The sequence below is a fragment of the Parablautia sp. Marseille-Q6255 genome (assembly GCF_951230155.1).
Taxonomy (GTDB): Bacteria; Bacillota; Clostridia; order Lachnospirales; family Lachnospiraceae; genus Choladousia.
Window position 1 is genome coordinate 50,261 of record NZ_CATNVD010000017.1, and the last position, 17,240, is coordinate 67,500.

General features: G+C 47.2%; 14 protein-coding genes. 12 read left to right on the top strand and 2 right to left on the bottom strand.

The features are described from left to right. The first annotated feature begins 110 nt into the window (after positions 1 to 110). The 5 genes from acsV to QOX44_RS13900 all read left to right on the top strand — a co-directional run bounded on the left by acsV (position 111) and on the right by QOX44_RS13900 (position 6,203). A complete protein-coding gene (gene acsV / locus QOX44_RS13880; protein ID WP_283683875.1) occupies positions 111 to 2,039 on the top strand; it encodes a corrinoid activation/regeneration protein AcsV in 1,929 nt (642 codons plus the stop codon). 135 nt (positions 2,040 to 2,174) lie between these two features. Next, the gene (locus QOX44_RS13885; RefSeq protein ID WP_283683877.1) at positions 2,175 to 2,810 is read left to right on the top strand and encodes a DUF3786 domain-containing protein; all 636 of its coding nucleotides are present in this window, start codon (positions 2,175 to 2,177) and stop codon (positions 2,808 to 2,810) included. Between the two features lie 32 nt (positions 2,811 to 2,842). Then, positions 2,843 to 4,528 (top strand): formate--tetrahydrofolate ligase, encoded by a 1,686-nt coding sequence (locus QOX44_RS13890; RefSeq protein WP_283683879.1) that lies wholly within the window; start codon positions 2,843 to 2,845, stop codon positions 4,526 to 4,528. A 133-nt stretch (positions 4,529 to 4,661) separates the two neighbouring features. Continuing rightward, a complete protein-coding gene (locus QOX44_RS13895; RefSeq protein WP_283683881.1) occupies positions 4,662 to 5,291 on the top strand; it encodes a cyclodeaminase/cyclohydrolase family protein in 630 nt (209 codons plus the stop codon). A gap of 57 nt (positions 5,292 to 5,348) precedes the next feature. Further along, a complete protein-coding gene (locus tag QOX44_RS13900) occupies positions 5,349 to 6,203 on the top strand; it encodes a bifunctional 5,10-methylenetetrahydrofolate dehydrogenase/5,10-methenyltetrahydrofolate cyclohydrolase (protein ID WP_283683884.1) in 855 nt (284 codons plus the stop codon). A 127-nt stretch (positions 6,204 to 6,330) separates the two neighbouring features. Here QOX44_RS13900 and QOX44_RS13905 read toward each other — a convergent pair whose 3' ends face one another. Both QOX44_RS13905 and QOX44_RS13910 read right to left on the bottom strand, forming a co-directional pair. Beyond that, positions 6,331 to 8,064 carry an FAD-binding protein gene (locus tag QOX44_RS13905; RefSeq protein ID WP_283683886.1) on the bottom strand — a complete coding sequence of 578 codons (1,734 nt, stop codon included), beginning with the start codon at positions 8,062 to 8,064 and terminating at the stop codon, positions 6,331 to 6,333. Between the two features lie 24 nt (positions 8,065 to 8,088). Further along, positions 8,089 to 8,811 carry a FadR/GntR family transcriptional regulator gene (locus tag QOX44_RS13910; RefSeq protein ID WP_283683888.1) on the bottom strand — a complete coding sequence of 241 codons (723 nt, stop codon included), beginning with the start codon at positions 8,809 to 8,811 and terminating at the stop codon, positions 8,089 to 8,091. Positions 8,812 to 9,067: 256 nt separating this feature from the next. Between QOX44_RS13910 and QOX44_RS13915 the strand changes: the two genes are divergently transcribed. The 7 genes from QOX44_RS13915 to QOX44_RS13945 all read left to right on the top strand — a co-directional run bounded on the left by QOX44_RS13915 (position 9,068) and on the right by QOX44_RS13945 (position 16,979). After that, a complete protein-coding gene (locus QOX44_RS13915) occupies positions 9,068 to 10,735 on the top strand; it encodes an ABC transporter substrate-binding protein (RefSeq protein WP_283683889.1) in 1,668 nt (555 codons plus the stop codon). A gap of 72 nt (positions 10,736 to 10,807) precedes the next feature. Beyond that, on the top strand, positions 10,808 to 11,767 hold the full coding sequence (locus QOX44_RS13920; protein WP_283683890.1) for an ABC transporter permease: 960 nt from the start codon (positions 10,808 to 10,810) through the stop codon (positions 11,765 to 11,767). A gap of 11 nt (positions 11,768 to 11,778) precedes the next feature. After that, on the top strand, positions 11,779 to 12,687 hold the full coding sequence (locus QOX44_RS13925; protein WP_283683892.1) for an ABC transporter permease: 909 nt from the start codon (positions 11,779 to 11,781) through the stop codon (positions 12,685 to 12,687). 11 nt (positions 12,688 to 12,698) lie between these two features. Continuing rightward, positions 12,699 to 13,724 (top strand): ABC transporter ATP-binding protein, encoded by a 1,026-nt coding sequence (locus QOX44_RS13930; protein WP_283683893.1) that lies wholly within the window; start codon positions 12,699 to 12,701, stop codon positions 13,722 to 13,724. Further along, complete coding sequence (locus tag QOX44_RS13935; protein WP_283683894.1) at positions 13,717 to 14,742, top strand: ABC transporter ATP-binding protein; 1,026 nt, start codon at positions 13,717 to 13,719, stop codon at positions 14,740 to 14,742. Before QOX44_RS13930 ends, QOX44_RS13935 begins: the two co-directional genes overlap by 8 nt. Then, on the top strand, positions 14,739 to 15,662 hold the full coding sequence (locus QOX44_RS13940) for a dihydrodipicolinate synthase family protein (RefSeq protein WP_283683896.1): 924 nt from the start codon (positions 14,739 to 14,741) through the stop codon (positions 15,660 to 15,662). Before QOX44_RS13935 ends, QOX44_RS13940 begins: the two co-directional genes overlap by 4 nt. A 147-nt stretch (positions 15,663 to 15,809) precedes the next feature. Next, a complete protein-coding gene (locus QOX44_RS13945) occupies positions 15,810 to 16,979 on the top strand; it encodes a PdaC/SigV domain-containing protein (protein ID WP_283683897.1) in 1,170 nt (389 codons plus the stop codon). The last annotated feature ends 261 nt before the right edge of the window (positions 16,980 to 17,240 follow it).

Genomic DNA, 17,240 nt, shown 5'->3' on the forward strand with positions numbered 1-17,240 from the left:
GCCATGAGTGAGCTGACAGCCGTAAGAGAAAGCAGTACATTCAGATACCCGGAGGCACATGTGTTTCCGGGTATCTGACCAGAAAGCTGTAGAAAAGTAGAGGAAGACGAATGTTTAAAGTAACTTTCAAATTCGAAAACAGCGAGGATGTTGTAGTGTTTGCAGCAGAAGGAGAAAACCTTCTGGAGCTGGCAAAAAAAGCAAATGTGGCCATTGATGCACCGTGTAACGGAAATGCGGCATGTGGAAAGTGTAAGGTGAAGCTGCTGGGCGGCAGCCTGCTTTCTGAAAAAACGCGTCACATTACACAGGAAGAATACGATCAGGGCTGGAGACTGTCCTGTATCAGCACGGTCAATTCTGACGTGGAAATACTGGTACCGGACATTGCGTCTGCCTACCGCAGCCGGATGAAGGTTGCTGATCTGAGTTCTACAGAAGAGATTCAGATTTTTGAAAAAGCAAAGGCGGATATCGCAGAGGCCGGCATTACATTTGAAAATGATCTGGAGATCATTGATGTACAGCTGGAGACTCCTTCGCTGGATGATACGATGCCAGATAATGAGCGGCTGATCCGGGCGATCGTGGCACAGTGCGGTGTGAAAAAGGTGAAGATCACGTTTGCTGCGCTGAAAAAGCTGGCGGATGCACTGCGCCAGTCAGGCTTTCATCTGAAATGTGTAGTGCGTCGTTTGGACAATAAAATGGAAGTTCTGGATGTGATGCCAAAGGGGGCACAGCCACAGGTAGGCGGACTTGCCATTGATATTGGTACGACAACTGTATCGGCGCTTCTGGTCGATATGCTGACAGGAAAGATCCTTGCGAAGGCTTCTTCCGGAAACGGTCAGATCCGCTTTGGCGCAGATGTGATCAACCGGATTATTGAGCAGCAGAAGGTTGGAGGCCGTAAAAAGCTTCAGGCGGCAGTCGTTGATGAAACGCTGAATCCTCTTGTGGATTCTCTTTGCCGTGCTTCAGGCTTTGCTCATGATAATATTTTCAGGATCTGTATTGCAGGAAATACGACCATGAATCATCTCTTATTTGCCGTCGATGCTGATCCGGTCCGCATGGAACCGTATATTCCGACGTTTTATGAGGTGGATGGCGTTTATGCGGCTGATCTTGGTATTGATATCAACCGGCATGCGCGCGTGATCATTGCGCCAAACATCGGAAGCTATGTGGGAGGAGACATTACGGCAGGTACGCTTGCAAGCGCGATCTGGAATAAAGACGAAATGTCCCTGCTGATCGATCTTGGTACAAACGGAGAGCTTGTGTTTGGCAATTCCGAATTTATGATGAGCTGCGCATGCTCCGCAGGTCCTGCCTTTGAAGGCGGCGACATCAGCTGCGGAATGCGTGCGACGGATGGTGCGATCGAAGCATGTACGATTGACAGGGAAACCATGGAGCCGACGTTTACGATCGTCGGAGAGGAAGGTCAGAAGCCGGCAGGTATCTGTGGCTCCGGTATCATCGACATTATCAGTGAGCTGTTCCGCTGCGGTATCATCAGTCCGAAAGGCAAGTTTATCCGTGAAGGCAGCAGGATCCGTCACGACGAATACGGTATGGGAAGCTTTGTGCTTGCCTTCCGCGAGGAGGCGGCGTCTGTTAAAGACATTGAGCTGACAGAGGTTGATATTGACAACTTTATCCGCGCCAAGGGCGCTATCTTTTCCGCCATTCGCGTGATGCTGCAGTCTCTTGATTTTGACGTGGACATGATCGATCATGTATACGTAGCAGGCGGCATCGGGAGCGGGATCAATATGCGCAATGCGGTGAACATCGGCATGTTTCCGGATATTGAGCTGGAGAAATTCACGTATATCGGAAATTCTTCTCTGTCAGGCGCTTACGCTATGCTGTGTTCTGCACAGGCAGAAGAGAAGGTCGCTGACGTGGCGCACAATATGACGTATCTGGAACTCAGCAATGAGCCGACATATATGGATGAATTTGTAGCAAGCTGCTTTTTGCCGCACACAGATGCGACACTGTTCCCATCACTGGAAATGAAGTGATTCAACAGTTCTGTACGGCAGTAATCCGAAAAAACAGACTGTGCAAGCTTGCCTGCATACGGGCTGGATTTTTCGGATTACGGGAAAGAACAGGAATAATATACTATAAAAATTATGCAGAGTAAGGAGAATTGTATGGAATTTGAATACGAAAAAGACAACATAGACAGGGTGCCTTTTGAACATTATCTGGAAGAGTATGCGAAAAAGGATCCGAAAGAAATCAGTTTGCGTACCGGTTTTCCTTATTCTGAAGAAAAAGGCGCATTTACTCTGCTGTTCCTTGGAAAGGAGTACGAGGTCAGCTATCCGGATTTTCATGTAAGACGTACGCAGGAGGACGATCAGTGGTGTCCGCTGCCTGAGATGGCAAAAGCAAAGACGCTGGTCATCCGTTTTCTGACAGAGTGCTGCCAGGCAAAGAGTACCGGGAAGTTTCTGACATACCGGGAAGTGCCGTGGGGTGAGCTGTACTACCGTCAGTTTAACGGACGCTGCATGATGCGTCTGGCATTTTCCTATGGCAACAGGCTGGAGGAATTTGTCCGTGTAATGGAAAAAATGAAGGCGAAAAAAATCAAGGCAGGAGACGAGGGGTATGAAATCGAGCTGTTTTCAGGGTTTTTCATCCGCTTTCAGCTCTGGGGCGGTGATGAGGAGTTTCCGCCGTCCTCGCAGATCCTGTTCAGTGATAATTTTCCGGTCGCCTTTCATGCGGAAGACCTCGTGGTCGCCTGCGACGTTATCCTTGGGACAATGAAGCAGTTGTAAATAAATAAAAATTATAGCAGGAGGGTTTACCAATGGGATTCAAAACAGACATCGAAATCGCACAGGAAACTACAATGTCTCCGATTACGGAGATCGCAGCAAAGGCTGGCATTGATCCGAAGTATCTGGAGCAGTACGGAAATTATAAGGCAAAGATCGACTACAATCTTCTGAAAGAAACAGATAAGAAGGACGGAAAGCTCATCCTTGTCACAGCGATCAACCCGACTCCGGCAGGAGAAGGAAAGACAACGACGACAGTTGGTCTGGCTGACGGACTGCAGAAGCTGGGCAAGAACGTTATGGTAGCGCTTCGTGAGCCGTCCCTCGGACCGGTATTTGGCGTAAAGGGCGGAGCAGCAGGCGGCGGATACGCACAGGTCGTTCCGATGGAAGATATCAACCTCCACTTTACCGGTGACTTCCATGCGATCGGCGCAGCAAACAACCTGCTTGCAGCAATGCTTGACAACCACATCTACCAGGGCAATGCACTGAACATCGACCCGAGAAAGATCACATGGAGAAGATGTGTGGATATGAACGACCGTCAGCTGCGTTTCGTTGTAGACGGACTTGGCGGAAAGACAAACGGCATGCCGAGAGAGGATGGCTATGATATCACAGTAGCATCCGAGATCATGGCAGTTCTGTGTCTGGCAAGCGACATCACAGACCTGAAGAAACGTCTGGCAAGAATCATTGTTGGTTATACATACGGAAAAGCTTCTGAGCAGAAGCCGGTAACAGCAGGCGATCTGCATGCAGAGGGCGCTATGTGCGCACTGCTCAAGGACGCTCTGAAGCCGAACCTTGTACAGACACTGGAGCACGTTCCGGCGATCGTACACGGCGGACCGTTCGCAAATATCGCACACGGATGTAACTCCGTAATCGCAACAAAGATGGCGTTAAAGCTTGGTGATTATGCGATCACAGAGGCAGGCTTCGGCGCAGACCTCGGAGCTGAGAAGTTCCTTGACATCAAGTGCCGTATGGCAGGACTGAAGCCGAATGCAGTCGTGATCGTAGCTACGGTACGTGCGCTGAAATACAACGGAGGCGTTCCGAAGGCTGACCTGAACAACGAGAACCTTGAGGCTCTGGAAAAGGGACTTCCGAACCTGCTCAAGCATGTAAGCAATATCAGAAACGTATACAAACTGCCGTGCGTAGTAGCGATCAACGCATTCCCGACCGATACAAAGGCAGAGCTTGACCTCGTAGAGAGCAAGTGTAAAGAGCTCGGTGTAAACGTAGCACTGTCCGAGGTATGGGCAAAGGGCGGCGAAGGCGGCATCAAGCTTGCAGAAGAAGTGATCCGTCTCGTAGAGGAGCCGAACGACTTCACATACAGCTATGAGCTGGAGGGAAGCATCGAGGATAAGCTCAACCAGATCGTACAGAAGATCTACGGCGGCAAGAGAGTTGTCCTGACAGCAAACGCACAGAAGCAGGCAAAAGAGCTCGAGGCTCTCGGCTACGGCAACTGCCCGATCTGCGTGGCTAAGACACAGTACTCCCTGACAGACGACCAGACGAAGCTCGGCGCGCCGACAGACTTCGAGGTAACGGTACGTAACCTCAAGATCTCCGCAGGTGCAGGCTTTATCGTAGCGCTTACCGGTGAGATCATGACAATGCCGGGTCTGCCGAAGGTACCGGCTGCAGAGAGAATCGACGTAGACGAGACAGGAAAGATCTCCGGGCTGTTCTAAATTTCTTTGCAGAAAACGATACTGTGGAAAGCGTGCAGCTGATACGCTGCTGCAGGCTTTTCACAGTGAAAAAAGTTTTGTAAAACAGATATTCAGGAATATCCGTGACAGGTAGATTAGGAGGTAGATAGCGATGGGTTTTTCAACAGTACCATGTAATGAATTTGTAGAAGTGCTCGCGTCTAAGGCTCCGGTTCCAGGCGGCGGTGGTGCATCTGCGCTTGTAGGCGCAGTTGGAACAGCTCTTGGAAACATGGTCGGAAGCCTCACAGTAGGAAAGAAAAAATATGCTGATGTAGAGGCTGAGATGTATGAGCTCAAGGCAAAATGCGACAAGCTGCAGGCAGAGCTCCTTGCGCTTGTAGAGAAGGATGCGGAGGTATTCGAACCGCTTGCAAAAGCATACGGTATGCCGCGTGCCACAGAGGAAGAAAAGGCAGAAAAAGCGCGCGTGATGGAGATCGTCCTGAAAGATGCGTGTGCAGTGCCGATGGAGATCATGGAGAAATGCTGTGAGGCAATTGAACTGATCAGAGAATTTGCTGCAAAGGGTTCTGCACTGGCGATCAGCGATGCAGGCGTGGGCGCAGCGTTCTGCAAGGCCGCATTAAAGGGAGCAAGCCTGAACGTATACATCAATACGAAGTCTATGGCAAACAAAGAGTACGCAGCAGAGCTGAATGCAAAGGCTGACGCAATGCTTGAGAAATATCCGCCGATGGCAGATGAGATTTTTGACAGCGTACTGGCACGCCTGAAATAAGGTCTGTAAAGCAGGCAATTAAATTATACGAAGCGAATAGCAGAAAAGGAGCACAAAATGGCAAAGCAGTTACTTGGTAAAGAGGTTACGGCTGCCCTCAACGAGAGAATTAAAGCGAAAGTAGCCGAACTGGAAGCAAAGGGTGTAAAGCCGACACTTGGCATTATCCGTGTCGGAGAAAATGAGAGCGATATTTCCTACGAGAGAGGTGCAACAAAGCGCTGCGAAACACTTGGCGTAGCATGTGAGAAGATCCTTCTTCCGGCTGACGTATCTCAGGAAGAGCTTTTGAAGGTGATCGACGATGTAAATAAGAATGACGCGATCCACGGCGTTCTTCTGTTCCGTCCGCTTCCGAAGCACCTGAATCAGTCTGTGATCGAGAACGCGCTGGATCCGGCAAAGGATGTTGACTGTATGACAGATGGTTCCATGTCTGGTGTATTTACAGGAAAAGCTATCGGCTATCCGCCGTGCACACCTCAGGCATGTATGGAGATCCTGGATCATTACGGGATCGACTGCACAGGCAAAAAAGCAGTTGTGATCGGACGAAGCCTTGTCGTAGGTAAGCCGGCAGCCATGATGCTGATCAAGAAGAATGCGACTGTTACTGTATGTCATACAAAGACAGTTGATATGCCAAGCGTTGCAAAAGAGGCAGATATCATCATCGTAGCAGCAGGACGCGCAGGTGTTGTAGGCGCAGAGTATGTAAAACCGGGACAGGTTGTCATCGATGTAGGTATCAACGTAAATGCAGAAGGCAAGCTTTGCGGCGATGTTGACTACGCAGCAGTGGAGCCGATCGTAGAGGCGATCACTCCGGTACCGGGCGGCGTAGGAAGCGTAACGACTTCTGTGCTCGTAAGCCACGTAGTAGAAGCTGCTGCAAAGAAGGCAGGTATCTGATCCGGCCAAAAGCAGTAAAAGATAAATGAAAAGAAAACAGCCTTTTTGTGTCGGAGTGAAAAGTCCGCAGGACATATTCACTTTCCATATACACAAAAGGCTGTTTTTTATTAAGAAGATAACCGGCTTAATCGACTGCATCTGAAAAATCCCGGTCCATACACGGGGAAAAGGAAGAATGCAACGTTCCGTTTTGTATGGAGATTACAATGCGTTTTTCCCATGCCGGATCTGTGAGAGGAAAGTCACTGCGGTAATGTCCTCCACGACTTTCTTTTCGCTGCGACATGGCAAGAGCAAGAGCTTCTGACAGAGTCAGTGCATGCTCCGCACAAAGTGCAGCTTTTAGAACACTCTCCTGCGAAGAAAACAAATATTTCCAGGGAAAGAATTTCTGACGCAGTGTTTGGATTTCCTGCCTCACAAAGTCAAGGTCGGATTGATTTCTTTGGACATTGCAGTATTTCCACATGAGATCTTTTACTTTCAGGGTGATGGCCTCTGGAGAAAGAAGATTTTCAGAAGCAATAGTATGGTCCGAGCGGTAAGTTCTGTGAAGCTGTGTTTGTAATTCGCTTTCAGATAAGGAATAAATGGAGGTCTGACTTGCATATGCAGCTGCAGATATAGCAGCCAGAGTTCCAAATACAAGGCAGCTTCCAGAAGCATTTCCACCGAGCCGGTCAGCACCGTGAATACCGCCGGCACATTCACCGCATGCGAATAGACCGGGAATGGTGCTCTGGCAGGTGTGGTCGACAAAGATTCCGCCATTAGCGGCATGAAAAAACGGTGCGATTTTGATCGTGTCTTTTGAGAGGGTTATATCAAATGTTTCGTGTAACCAGCTTATATAATCCCTTACATAGCTTCGCGGATCAAGAAGAATTTCCGGCCGGTAACAAATCTCTACTCCGTTATCACAGCTTTTTAAAGCAGCATCGAAAAGAGCAAGATCAAACTCTCCAGTTTTGTCTGCCGTCGTAAAAGGACCATGGAGCGCCCGCTTCTTCAGACAATGGCCCATTTCTTCATCGGAAGAGAAATACTGACGCAGTACATTTGTCTGGCTGGAGTCGAACAGTCCGCTGCAATAATCAAGACTGCCCTCCCGGAATACAATTTTATATCCCGGAGAGATAAAGCCGGGGATAAATTGATTAAATTCCAGATTAATTAAGGAAGCACCTGCTTTTAATGCTAATGCCTGACCATCCCCGCATACGTCAGGACTGTTAAGATTATGTTTATAAAGTCCTCCGAAACCACCGGTAGCAAGGATCACGGATTTGGCTGTGATGGCTTCATATGTCCTTGTGTTTTTCCGGTAGAAGCAGGCGCCGCAGATTGCTCCTGATGATTGCTGTAACAGGGCGATCAGTTCAGTATCCTCTGCGAGCGTGATGTTTGGGTGGGCTTCTATACGAGCGCGCACGGAGGTACGGATCTGCTTCCAGTCCTTCCAGAAATATAAGTCATGTGCATGTGTTCCGAAACAGGGAAGCTTGGGCTCCGGTAACTTTTCAAAAGCTATGCCCATTCGTTTCAGGTAAGAAATACAGGAACGGATGTTGCGGATGTAATACTGGTTCATCCAGGTATCATTCATGCGGGCACTGCAGGCGAGGATGTCTTCCAGAAAAACGGTTTCGTCATTCTCATCTATAGTTGCCTGGCAATGGATGGTATCCATCAGTCCGTAAAAGCTTGAGCCGGAGCAAAGCTGTGTTTTGGTTATCAGCAGTACGCGCACACCGGCGTCAGCGGCGCGGAATGCGGCTGTGATCCCGGCAAGCCCGCAGCCAATTACGAGGACATCAAATGTTTCTTTTTTTCTTTTTACCGGAAGTACATCGTACATTCTATTATCCTCCTCAGGTTTCGTTTATTTTTTATCGTAATCGTAATTAAAATGATAATACATGGCATCATGAAAAGCAGAGCGGTCATGTGCAAGCAGCGCTTCATAAATCCGTTTATGTTTGTCTATTGTAATATTCAGGTGGCTATGTGTGCTTTTCATTTTGTAGGTTTCATCGTACGCCCAGAAAAAGTCGATAATGGAGGTCATCAGACGATTTTGAACGTGAGAGAAGAGCGTGCGGTGAAAGGATGCATCCGCTTTAGCAAAAGCAACGCCAAAAGAGGACATTGTTTTTGCCTTTGCCTGTGATTTCCCTTTTTTCTCCATTGTGTCAACGAGAATTGCAAGCTCTGCAATATCTTCCTGTGTGATACTGTCGAAGGCATGATCCATGAAACCGATCTCAAGAATGCGCCGCAGCTCTTCGATATATTCTTCTAAATGAGGATCGCGGTAAGCAGAGAGCTGACTGACCAGAGTGGACATGAAAAAGTCCATATTGCAATCACGGATAACAATGCCGACGCCCGGCCTGGATCGCACGAGTCCCGTAATCTCGAGTGCTTTGATAGATTCCCGAAGGACATTTCGGCTGACGCCGAGCGATTCACACAGCTCCATTTCTGTAGGAAGCTTATCCCCGGGCTGAAGATTATTTCGGAAAATATATTCTTTGATCTCATCGTAAACACGAATATATAATTTTTCAGATTTCAGATTGTGAAGACCAGAAGTAGTTGTCATTGAGAGACTCCTCCTTATTTGTGTGCTGTATTTGTAGTACAAAGTACAATTATATAAAAACATAATAGTATGTTTTACAAATAAAGTCAATAACAGGTTATAATATACAAAAAATAAGATAAAGAATAGAAATATATAACATAATAGACAAAAGATTGCTTGACATAACAAAAAAACTATGTTATTTTCAACTTATCAAGGGCTTTTGTAACTGAGATTGTAGTACAAAGTACAAATTAAAAAAGGAGGACAAAGTATGAAACTCAAAAAAATCACAAGTTTCCTGTGTGCAGCTGCTATGGCAGCGGGGATGCTGTTGGGGAATGGTACAGCAGTAATGGCAGAAGAAAAAGCAGTCAGCTGTCAGGAACTGGGTACGCCGCTTGCAGATGTACGTGTGCGTCAGGCACTTGCTTATGCGATTGATCTGGACGCGATCGTAGATTCTTTGTTTGACGGAAAAGCAGAGAAGGCGATCAGCTTTACGGCGCCGGGTGACTGGCTTAATGCAGAGCTTCCGGTTTATTCCTACGATCCGGAAAAAGCAAAGGAGCTTTTGAAGGAAGCGGACTGGCCGTCTGATTACACACTGGATGTTGTATATTACTACGATGATCAGCAGACCGTGGATTTAATGACGATCATCGGACAGTATTGGAGTGAGGTAGGGGTAAAGGCACAGTTCAGAAAACTGGAAGGGGATCTTGCGGCGCAGCTTTGGGTAGCTCCGGAGGATAAGGAAAATGGACCGTCGGCGGTGAAATGGGATCTGGCATATGCGGCAGTAGCAGCACTTACAGAGAGTGAGTTTTATAACCGGTTTGCATCAACGGCAACGAATAATTCTTCCGTCCCGCTTCAGGAAGGACTGGATGAGCTGATTGCAGCATCGAACTCTACGATGGATACAGATGAGCAGAAAGAAGCCTTTAAGCAGATACAGGCTTATGTCGCAGAGAATGAGCTGGCGATGCCGCTGTATCATCAGGTATGCTTTATCTACAACAGTGATGATCTCGACATGGCAGGAAGTAAAGTCGGAAATGACCAGTTCTCTTATGAGAAAAATATTCTCGACTGGAATATCAACCGTGAGGATAAGACATTGTATACAAATGGAGGTCCGCAGGAATTCTTCTGGTATCCGATGGTAAATCCGGGATATATGATCAATACAGAGCTGATTTTTGACAAGCTGATCAATGCCGACAGTTCATTGAACCCAACGGAAGGCATGCTGGCAGAAAGCTACAGTGTCAGTGAGGATTCCTTATCCATCGAGTTTGTACTAAGAGATGGACTGACCTGGCATGACGGCGAGCCGCTTACAGCAGAAGATGTGAAGTTTACGATCGAGCTGATGTTAAAGACTCCGGGTGCAAATGCAGTGGCGACAGAGGTGGTTCAGGCGATCACAGGCGCACAGGACTATCTGGATGGAAAGAGCGAAGATCTGGCAGGTGTCGTAGTAGACGGAAATAAAGTAACGGTTCAGTTTGATAAGATTGCAGCAAATGCACTGCAGGTATTCTCTCAGTGGCCGATTCTTCCGAAACACTGTCTTGAGAATGCCGATCCGGCAACCTTACAGCAGGATCAGTTCTGGCAGAAGCCAATTGGCTCAGGTCCGTTTATGGTAGATGAGGTTGTCCTGAATAATTATGCCACATTGAAGAGATGGGATGGATACTATAAACAGGGCAGCGGAAATATTGAAAAAATTTATATGTTTGCAAGCGGAGAAAATGATGCAAACCTGGTCAAAAATGCAAGTGCAGGAAAGATCGATTATGCATGGAGCAAATCTACAGATGATGCAAAGGCAATAGAAGAGCTGGAGAACATGAATGTAGAGGTGGCAAATATCCGGTATACGAGATGCTTCTATATCAATCAGTTCCCGCATGAGGCAAATATCAAGTAATGAATTGTATTGAGGTGCTGCAAAATCCACGGAAAGAAGTTTTTGCAGCACCTCGTTTTTTAGGAGGCAGGTATGACGAATTATGTAATTAGAAAGATTCTGTCCTTAATCCCTATGATGCTTGTTTTAAGCTTTTTAATCTATCTGGGGATTGAACTGATGCCAGGAGATGCAGTGGATTTTCTGATTCCGCCAGATGCGCTGTCCACGATGTCAGAAACGCAGCTTAATGAGATGAGAGAATCGCTTGGATTGAATGATCCTTTTATGGTCCGCTATGTTAAATGGCTTGGCGGAGTTCTTCATGGAGATTTTGGCTATTCTCTGCAAAGCGGCGTTCCGGTTGCAACACTGATGAAAAATCATCTTCCGGCAACAATCGAGCTGACAGTGACAGCGCTTATTTTTTCTTCTATTTTTGGCATTTTGTTCGGCGTCATCAGTGCATTGAAAAAGGGCAGCATTCTGGATCAGATGTTAAGTGTAGTCGGTATGATCGGCGTGGCGATTCCTCAGTTTTTGCTTGGTTTGATCTGTATCAACGCATTTGCTCTGCATTTGAATCTTCTTCCGGTTGGAGGACGGATGGCTTCCATGGATCAGAATTTCTTTGAAAGGCTTCCGTATCTGATCATGCCGGCGCTTGTACTCGGATTTTCTCTTACCTCAGGTGTGATGCGCTATGCAAGAGGAAGTATGCTGGACTCGATGGGAAAGGATTATATGAAGACAGCGCGCGCAAAAGGAATCCCTGAGTGGAGGCTGAATCTGCTACACGGTTTGAGGGCAGCACTGACACCTGTTGTTGTGCTGATCGGATTCCGTCTTCCGATGCTCATCGGAGGAGCGGTGGTGATCGAAGAGGTGTTTCAGTGGCCGGGGATCGGGGCCCTGTTTGTGGATTCTGTCCGGGCGCAGAATACGCCGCTTGTAATGATGATCGGATTTTTCAGCGTACTGCTGGTGCTGATTTCAAGTATTATTGTGGATATTGTAACAGCGGCACTTGATCCGCGTATTAAGTTGAGTTAGGGAGGCGCCAGATGAGTTCATTAGATCGGAAAATGGATAAAATCCTGGCCAGAGAGGAAGCCGGGCAGATAAAAAAGCGCATGAAAAACAGAGCTCTGCGTAAGATGTTTGCCAACCGGCTTTCAGTGGCAGGAATTATAATTTTTGTTGTTATTTTATTTATGTGCTGTGCAGCGCCTCTGTTCACGCCGTATGATGCAACGAAGGTAGATCTGCGAAGCATCCTGCAACCGCCGTCAGCGGAACATATTTTAGGAACAGACAAGATTGGGCGTGACATCTGGGCAAGGATTTTGTTTGGAGGAAGAGTTTCCATTGCAGTCGGACTGGGAAGTGCGCTGATAGCGACAGTACTCGGTGTATCACTTGGTACGATTGCGGGCTATAAGGGGGGATGGCTGGATGGCATCGTAATGAAGGTATCAGAGATCATGATGGCATTCCCACAGATGATCCTCGTATTGATTTTAGTAACGATTACAGGACAGAGCCTGTGGAACCTGATTTTTATTTTTTCTCTTACCGGCTGGCCTTCGATGTATCGTATGGCACGTTCTCAGATGCTTTCTCTTCGGGAACAGGAATATGTACAGGCACTGAAAGCATTTGGCATCGGCGGAATGAGGATTGCGTTTAAGCATATTCTTCCGAATGCGATAGGTCCCATTTTTGTCAATATCACACTTTCTACTGCTATGTTTATCCTTCAGGAGGCAGCACTTAGCTTTCTTGGCCTTGGCGTACCGCTTGAGGTAGCCACATGGGGGAATATTTTGAATGTGGCACAGGATTTGACGATTTTGAAGCAGGCATGGTGGATCTGGCTTCCGACCGGTATTGCAGTAACGCTTTTTGTTATCAGCATAAACTTTATTGGTGATGGCCTGCGTGATGCAACAGATCCTTCTCAGATAGGATAAGAGGTGATGGAATGGAACGAAATCAGGATGTAGTTGTGAAGGTGGAGGACCTTCATGTGAATTTTTATAACAATGACCGCTGCAACAAGGTGCTGCGAGGGGTTTCTTTTGAGCTGAAAAAGGGAAAGATCATGTGTATTGTCGGAGAGAGCGGCTGTGGAAAATCAGTTACAGCTAATTCTATCATGGGACTTCTGCCGGATCTGTCAAGGATAGAAAAAGGGAGCATCACCTTCCATTATCAGGGCGAGGATATCCGTATCGACAGGCTGAAACGAAAAGGGAAAGAAATGCGAAAGCTGCGCGGAGAGGGAATGGCAATGATCTTTCAGGATCCAATGACAGCATTAAATCCTGTATTTACCGTGGGCTATCAGATTAATGAGGCGTTGCTGTATCACAACGGTGCTTCTTCGCGTAAGGATGCAACGAAAAAGTCGATACAGCTTCTGAAAGAAATGGGGATCCCCCTTCCCAAGCAGCGGGTAAAGGAATATCCGCATCAGTTTTCAGGTGGAATGAGCCAGAGGGCAATGATCGCAATGGCGATGAGCTGTCGGCCAAAAGTACTGATCGCAGATGAGCCGACAACGGCGCTGGATGTAACGATACAGGCACAGATCTTCGAGCTGATGCTGGATCTGAAAGAAACTAATGATACGGCTATTTTACTGATCACACATGATATGGGAGTGGTCGCAGAGCTGGCGGATGATGTGGCGGTAATGTATATGGGGAATATCGTTGAGAGCGGGGATGCAAGGGCAGTCCTGACGCGGCCTTCGCATCCTTATACGAAAGCGCTTCTGGATTCCATACCAGTACTGGGCAGAGGGAGGGAACAGAAGCTGGAACCGATCAAAGGCTCTACGCCGGATCCTTACAACCGTCCGGCAGGCTGTCAATTTGCTCCCAGGTGCGCATATGCCACCCCGGAATGTGAGACCGGTATGCCGCCTGAAAGCATGGTAGAAGAGGGGCATATGTGCAGGTGCTTCCATCATCTGAGAAAAAAGGAGGGAGAAGCGAATGACTGATGACAAAAATGTCCTGATCAGGGTCAGAGGGCTGAAAACATGGTATCCGGTAAAAAAAGGAGTTTTTAAGCATACGGTTGGATATGTAAAAGCAGTTGATGATGTGGACCTTGATGTATATCGCGGAGAAATCCTCGGGGTGGTAGGAGAGAGCGGCTGCGGTAAGACCACGCTTGGAAAGAGCATCCTTCAGTTGATACGTCCTTATGCGGGAAATGTTTTTTACGATTTCCCGGAAGGAGAAAAAGATCTGATGACCATGAAAAAAAAGGATCTGGACGAGGCGCGGCGCCGGATGCAGATTGTATTTCAGGATCCCTATTCTTCATTAAATCCATCTTTTACGATTTTCGGGTCTATGCAAGAGCCGTTGATCCGTTTTGGAATGAAAAACAAGGAGGAGCGGAAAAAGAAAATCGCAGAGCTTTTGCAGGCAGTGAATCTTCCAGAGGATTACATGGAACGTTATCCAAATGAGTTTTCGGGCGGACAAAGACAGAGGATCGGAATAGCCAGAGCTTTGTCTGTTTCACCGGAATTCATTGTATGCGATGAAGCTGTATCAGCCCTTGATGTTTCCATTCAGGCGCAGGTACTCCAGCTTTTGATGAAGCTGAAGGAAGAATATAAGCTGACGTATATGTTTATCACGCATGATCTGTCGGTTGTTGAGTATATCAGTGACAGGATCATTGTCATGTATTTGGGGCATATTGTTGAGATTGCGGATACACAGGAGCTTTTTGCCAATACACTTCATCCGTATACAGAGGCGCTCATCAGTGCGATCCCGGTTGCGGATATCAACCAGAGAAGAAAGCGGATCCCACTGCAGGGAGATGTTCCAAGTCCGGTAAATCCGCCGTCCGGCTGCCCATTCCATCCCAGATGTCCCAAATGTCAGGACGTCTGTAAAACAAAAAAACCAGAACCGGTGACGCTTATGAAAAATGGCCGACCGCATACGGTCTGCTGCCATCTTGTAAAAACAGAAGAGAGAAAGGAGAAAAAAGAATGAAACATTATGATGTTACAGAAATCAAGGGAGTAATTCCGGCAAATCTGACAATCTTTGATGAAAAAGAAAATCTGGATGACAGCCGCACAAAAGAAGTCCTCGATTTTTTGCTGGATCATGATGCAGATGGATTTTATCTGACTGGAAGTACGGGCGCATGCTTTACCATGACAATGGAGGAACGTATGCACACAGTAGAAACCGTGATCAATCATGTAAATGGCAGAAAACCGGTAATTGTCCACGTGGGCGATATTGGGACAAAGAAATCGATAGAGCTGGCAAAACAGGCAGAAAAAGCAGGGGCAGATGCGATTTCTTCTGTGCCTCCTTTTTACTGGAAATTTTCGCAGGATGATATCTTTTCCTATTATAGGGATATCTCAGAATCAGTAGACCTGCCGATGATTGTATATAATATTGCACTGGCCGGGATTATGGACGAAGGACTTTTGCAGAGGATTGCGCAGCTTGATCACGTAAAAGGATTAAAGTATACAGCTCGTTCTCATGATGAAATGGGATTCCTGAAAGAAAAGCTGGGAAAAGATTTTATGATTTATTCCGGCTGTGATGAGATGGCACTTTCCGGGTTCTGCTTTGGAGCGGACGGCATTATTGGTTCTTTTTATAATGTTATTCCTGACATTTACAAGAAAATAGAGAATTCGTTCCGTGAAGGAAATATGCCGGAGGCTATCCGTTTGCAGAAAATGGCAGATGAGTTTATCTTCGCTTGTCTGAAGTATGATTTTCCGTCTGTTTTGCATAATCTGCTGCGATGGCGGGGCGTGGATGGCGGATATATCCGCAGACCTTTCTGCAACTATGAGGAGGATGATCTTCAGGCGCTTAAAGAAGCAATCCGGGAGATCCGGGATCGTCTTGGAGCAAAAGAATTGGATGTATTTGAGATCTGATGCATGGAAAATATACAAAAGACAGAGACGGCGTTGTCACAGGGCAACGCTGTTTTTTCATCTTTCAATTGACAATCGGTATGGGTCCCGATATCATAGAAAATAAGAACCTGAGCGTTAAGAAAGGGACAGAGGAGGATATATAATATGAAAAGGATCCAGCTGTATATAAGCAGTGTTTTGGCCGGCGTGCTGTGTTTTGGAGGTTTTGCTTTGGGTGCGCAGGCGCAGGAGCAGGAGGGTGCGTTTGGCGTATATCAGGTAGAGAAAAAGACGGAAGCCTCCGGTGAATTTGTTTCGTATGAGTATCCGGTGCTGACAGGGATCGACAGCTTTGATCAGGAGATTCTCGATAAGGTCAATCAGTATTTTTATGATGAAGCAGTACGCACTGTGCAGACAGAGGCTGCGAATATGGAGCAGGTACAGGCAGAATTGCAGGAGTATAATTCAGAAGCAGCAAATGCGCTTGCATTTGATGTGACGTGCGATTCTCTTTATCTTGACAGTGACATTTTTTCTGTGATGCAGTATGTTTATACATACAGCGGAGGGGCTCACGGGTACGGCTATGCAGTCGGTACATCGTTTGACCTGCGTACAGGGGAGCAGCTCACGATGGGAGATCTGCTTGGCTGCGAGGAGGAGACGGCAAAGGAGGCTGTTGTGGAAGCCTATCGGGAACATATCATCGGACAGGTTGAAAATATTACGGAAGACAGTATCCGCAGCTATCTTGACGAAATGGCTTATTGGAAGACTGCGGAAGGGATGTACGCGGATATCCCGGCCTACGGTGTGGCATCGTATGCAGCAGGACCGCAGCAGGCACTTGTGACTCCGGAAATCGTAGCGAAGGTAAAAGAACGTATGGGTACACAAAATAGCGGTGCAGATGAAGGCGCTGCCGGGTCTGCTGCTGATACGGATGCAGAGACTTCCGGGCAGCTTACTGTGATAAATGGTATCCTGGCTCCTGCTTCCGACTTTATTTTCCCGCACAGCAGCAAGGAGCTTCTGACGGATGAGGATCTGACAAAGCTGCAGGCAGATACAGTGGAAGAACGCCATTACTGGTCGCAGCTTGCTATTAATGAGATCCTGGCGCGGTACGGCTATACGTTTAGTGAGGCACAGGGCGGCGCGGCGAAGGAGGCGTACGATCAGTTTGAAGGCAAGGACTGGTATGAGCAGGCAAAGCCATACTGCCCGTCTGCATCAGCGAATGAAATGCTCTACACATATATCAGCGCCACAGAGCTTGAAAATGTCAATATCATCTGTGAGTGGCAGAAACAAAACGGGTGCTATTACTGATATATGACTATATGACTGTATCGGACCAGGCAGAAGGAAAATATAAAAACAGATAAAAGTAAAGGAAAAGGCCGTAGCGGATATCGCTGCGGCTGTTTTTTGCCTGACAGGCGTCCCTTACAGCGTACAGAGATGGGGGCATTTTATTGCTTTGCAATGTGTGTCTTATTTATTTACAACTTAGTTACAATCGCTTTGTATCATATATGTCATAATAAAACTATCAGGGCAGCTGGCTGCCCGGGATGAGAAATGGAGAAA

What these genes read in the sequence shown, in the direction of transcription:
- acsV (WP_283683875.1), top strand. Translation starts at nt 111, where the DNA reads ATGTTTAAAGTAACTTTCAAATTCGAAAACAGCGAGGATGTTGTAGTG.
- QOX44_RS13885 (WP_283683877.1), top strand. Translation starts at nt 2,175, where the DNA reads ATGGAATTTGAATACGAAAAAGACAACATAGACAGGGTGCCTTTTGAA.
- QOX44_RS13890 (WP_283683879.1), top strand. Translation starts at nt 2,843, where the DNA reads ATGGGATTCAAAACAGACATCGAAATCGCACAGGAAACTACAATGTCT.
- QOX44_RS13895 (WP_283683881.1), top strand. Translation starts at nt 4,662, where the DNA reads ATGGGTTTTTCAACAGTACCATGTAATGAATTTGTAGAAGTGCTCGCG.
- QOX44_RS13900 (WP_283683884.1), top strand. Translation starts at nt 5,349, where the DNA reads ATGGCAAAGCAGTTACTTGGTAAAGAGGTTACGGCTGCCCTCAACGAG.
- QOX44_RS13905 (WP_283683886.1), bottom strand. Translation starts at nt 8,064, where the DNA reads ATGTACGATGTACTTCCGGTAAAAAGAAAAAAAGAAACATTTGATGTC.
- QOX44_RS13910 (WP_283683888.1), bottom strand. Translation starts at nt 8,811, where the DNA reads ATGACAACTACTTCTGGTCTTCACAATCTGAAATCTGAAAAATTATAT.
- QOX44_RS13915 (WP_283683889.1), top strand. Translation starts at nt 9,068, where the DNA reads ATGAAACTCAAAAAAATCACAAGTTTCCTGTGTGCAGCTGCTATGGCA.
- QOX44_RS13920 (WP_283683890.1), top strand. Translation starts at nt 10,808, where the DNA reads ATGACGAATTATGTAATTAGAAAGATTCTGTCCTTAATCCCTATGATG.
- QOX44_RS13925 (WP_283683892.1), top strand. Translation starts at nt 11,779, where the DNA reads ATGAGTTCATTAGATCGGAAAATGGATAAAATCCTGGCCAGAGAGGAA.
- QOX44_RS13930 (WP_283683893.1), top strand. Translation starts at nt 12,699, where the DNA reads ATGGAACGAAATCAGGATGTAGTTGTGAAGGTGGAGGACCTTCATGTG.
- QOX44_RS13935 (WP_283683894.1), top strand. Translation starts at nt 13,717, where the DNA reads ATGACTGATGACAAAAATGTCCTGATCAGGGTCAGAGGGCTGAAAACA.
- QOX44_RS13940 (WP_283683896.1), top strand. Translation starts at nt 14,739, where the DNA reads ATGAAACATTATGATGTTACAGAAATCAAGGGAGTAATTCCGGCAAAT.
- QOX44_RS13945 (WP_283683897.1), top strand. Translation starts at nt 15,810, where the DNA reads ATGAAAAGGATCCAGCTGTATATAAGCAGTGTTTTGGCCGGCGTGCTG.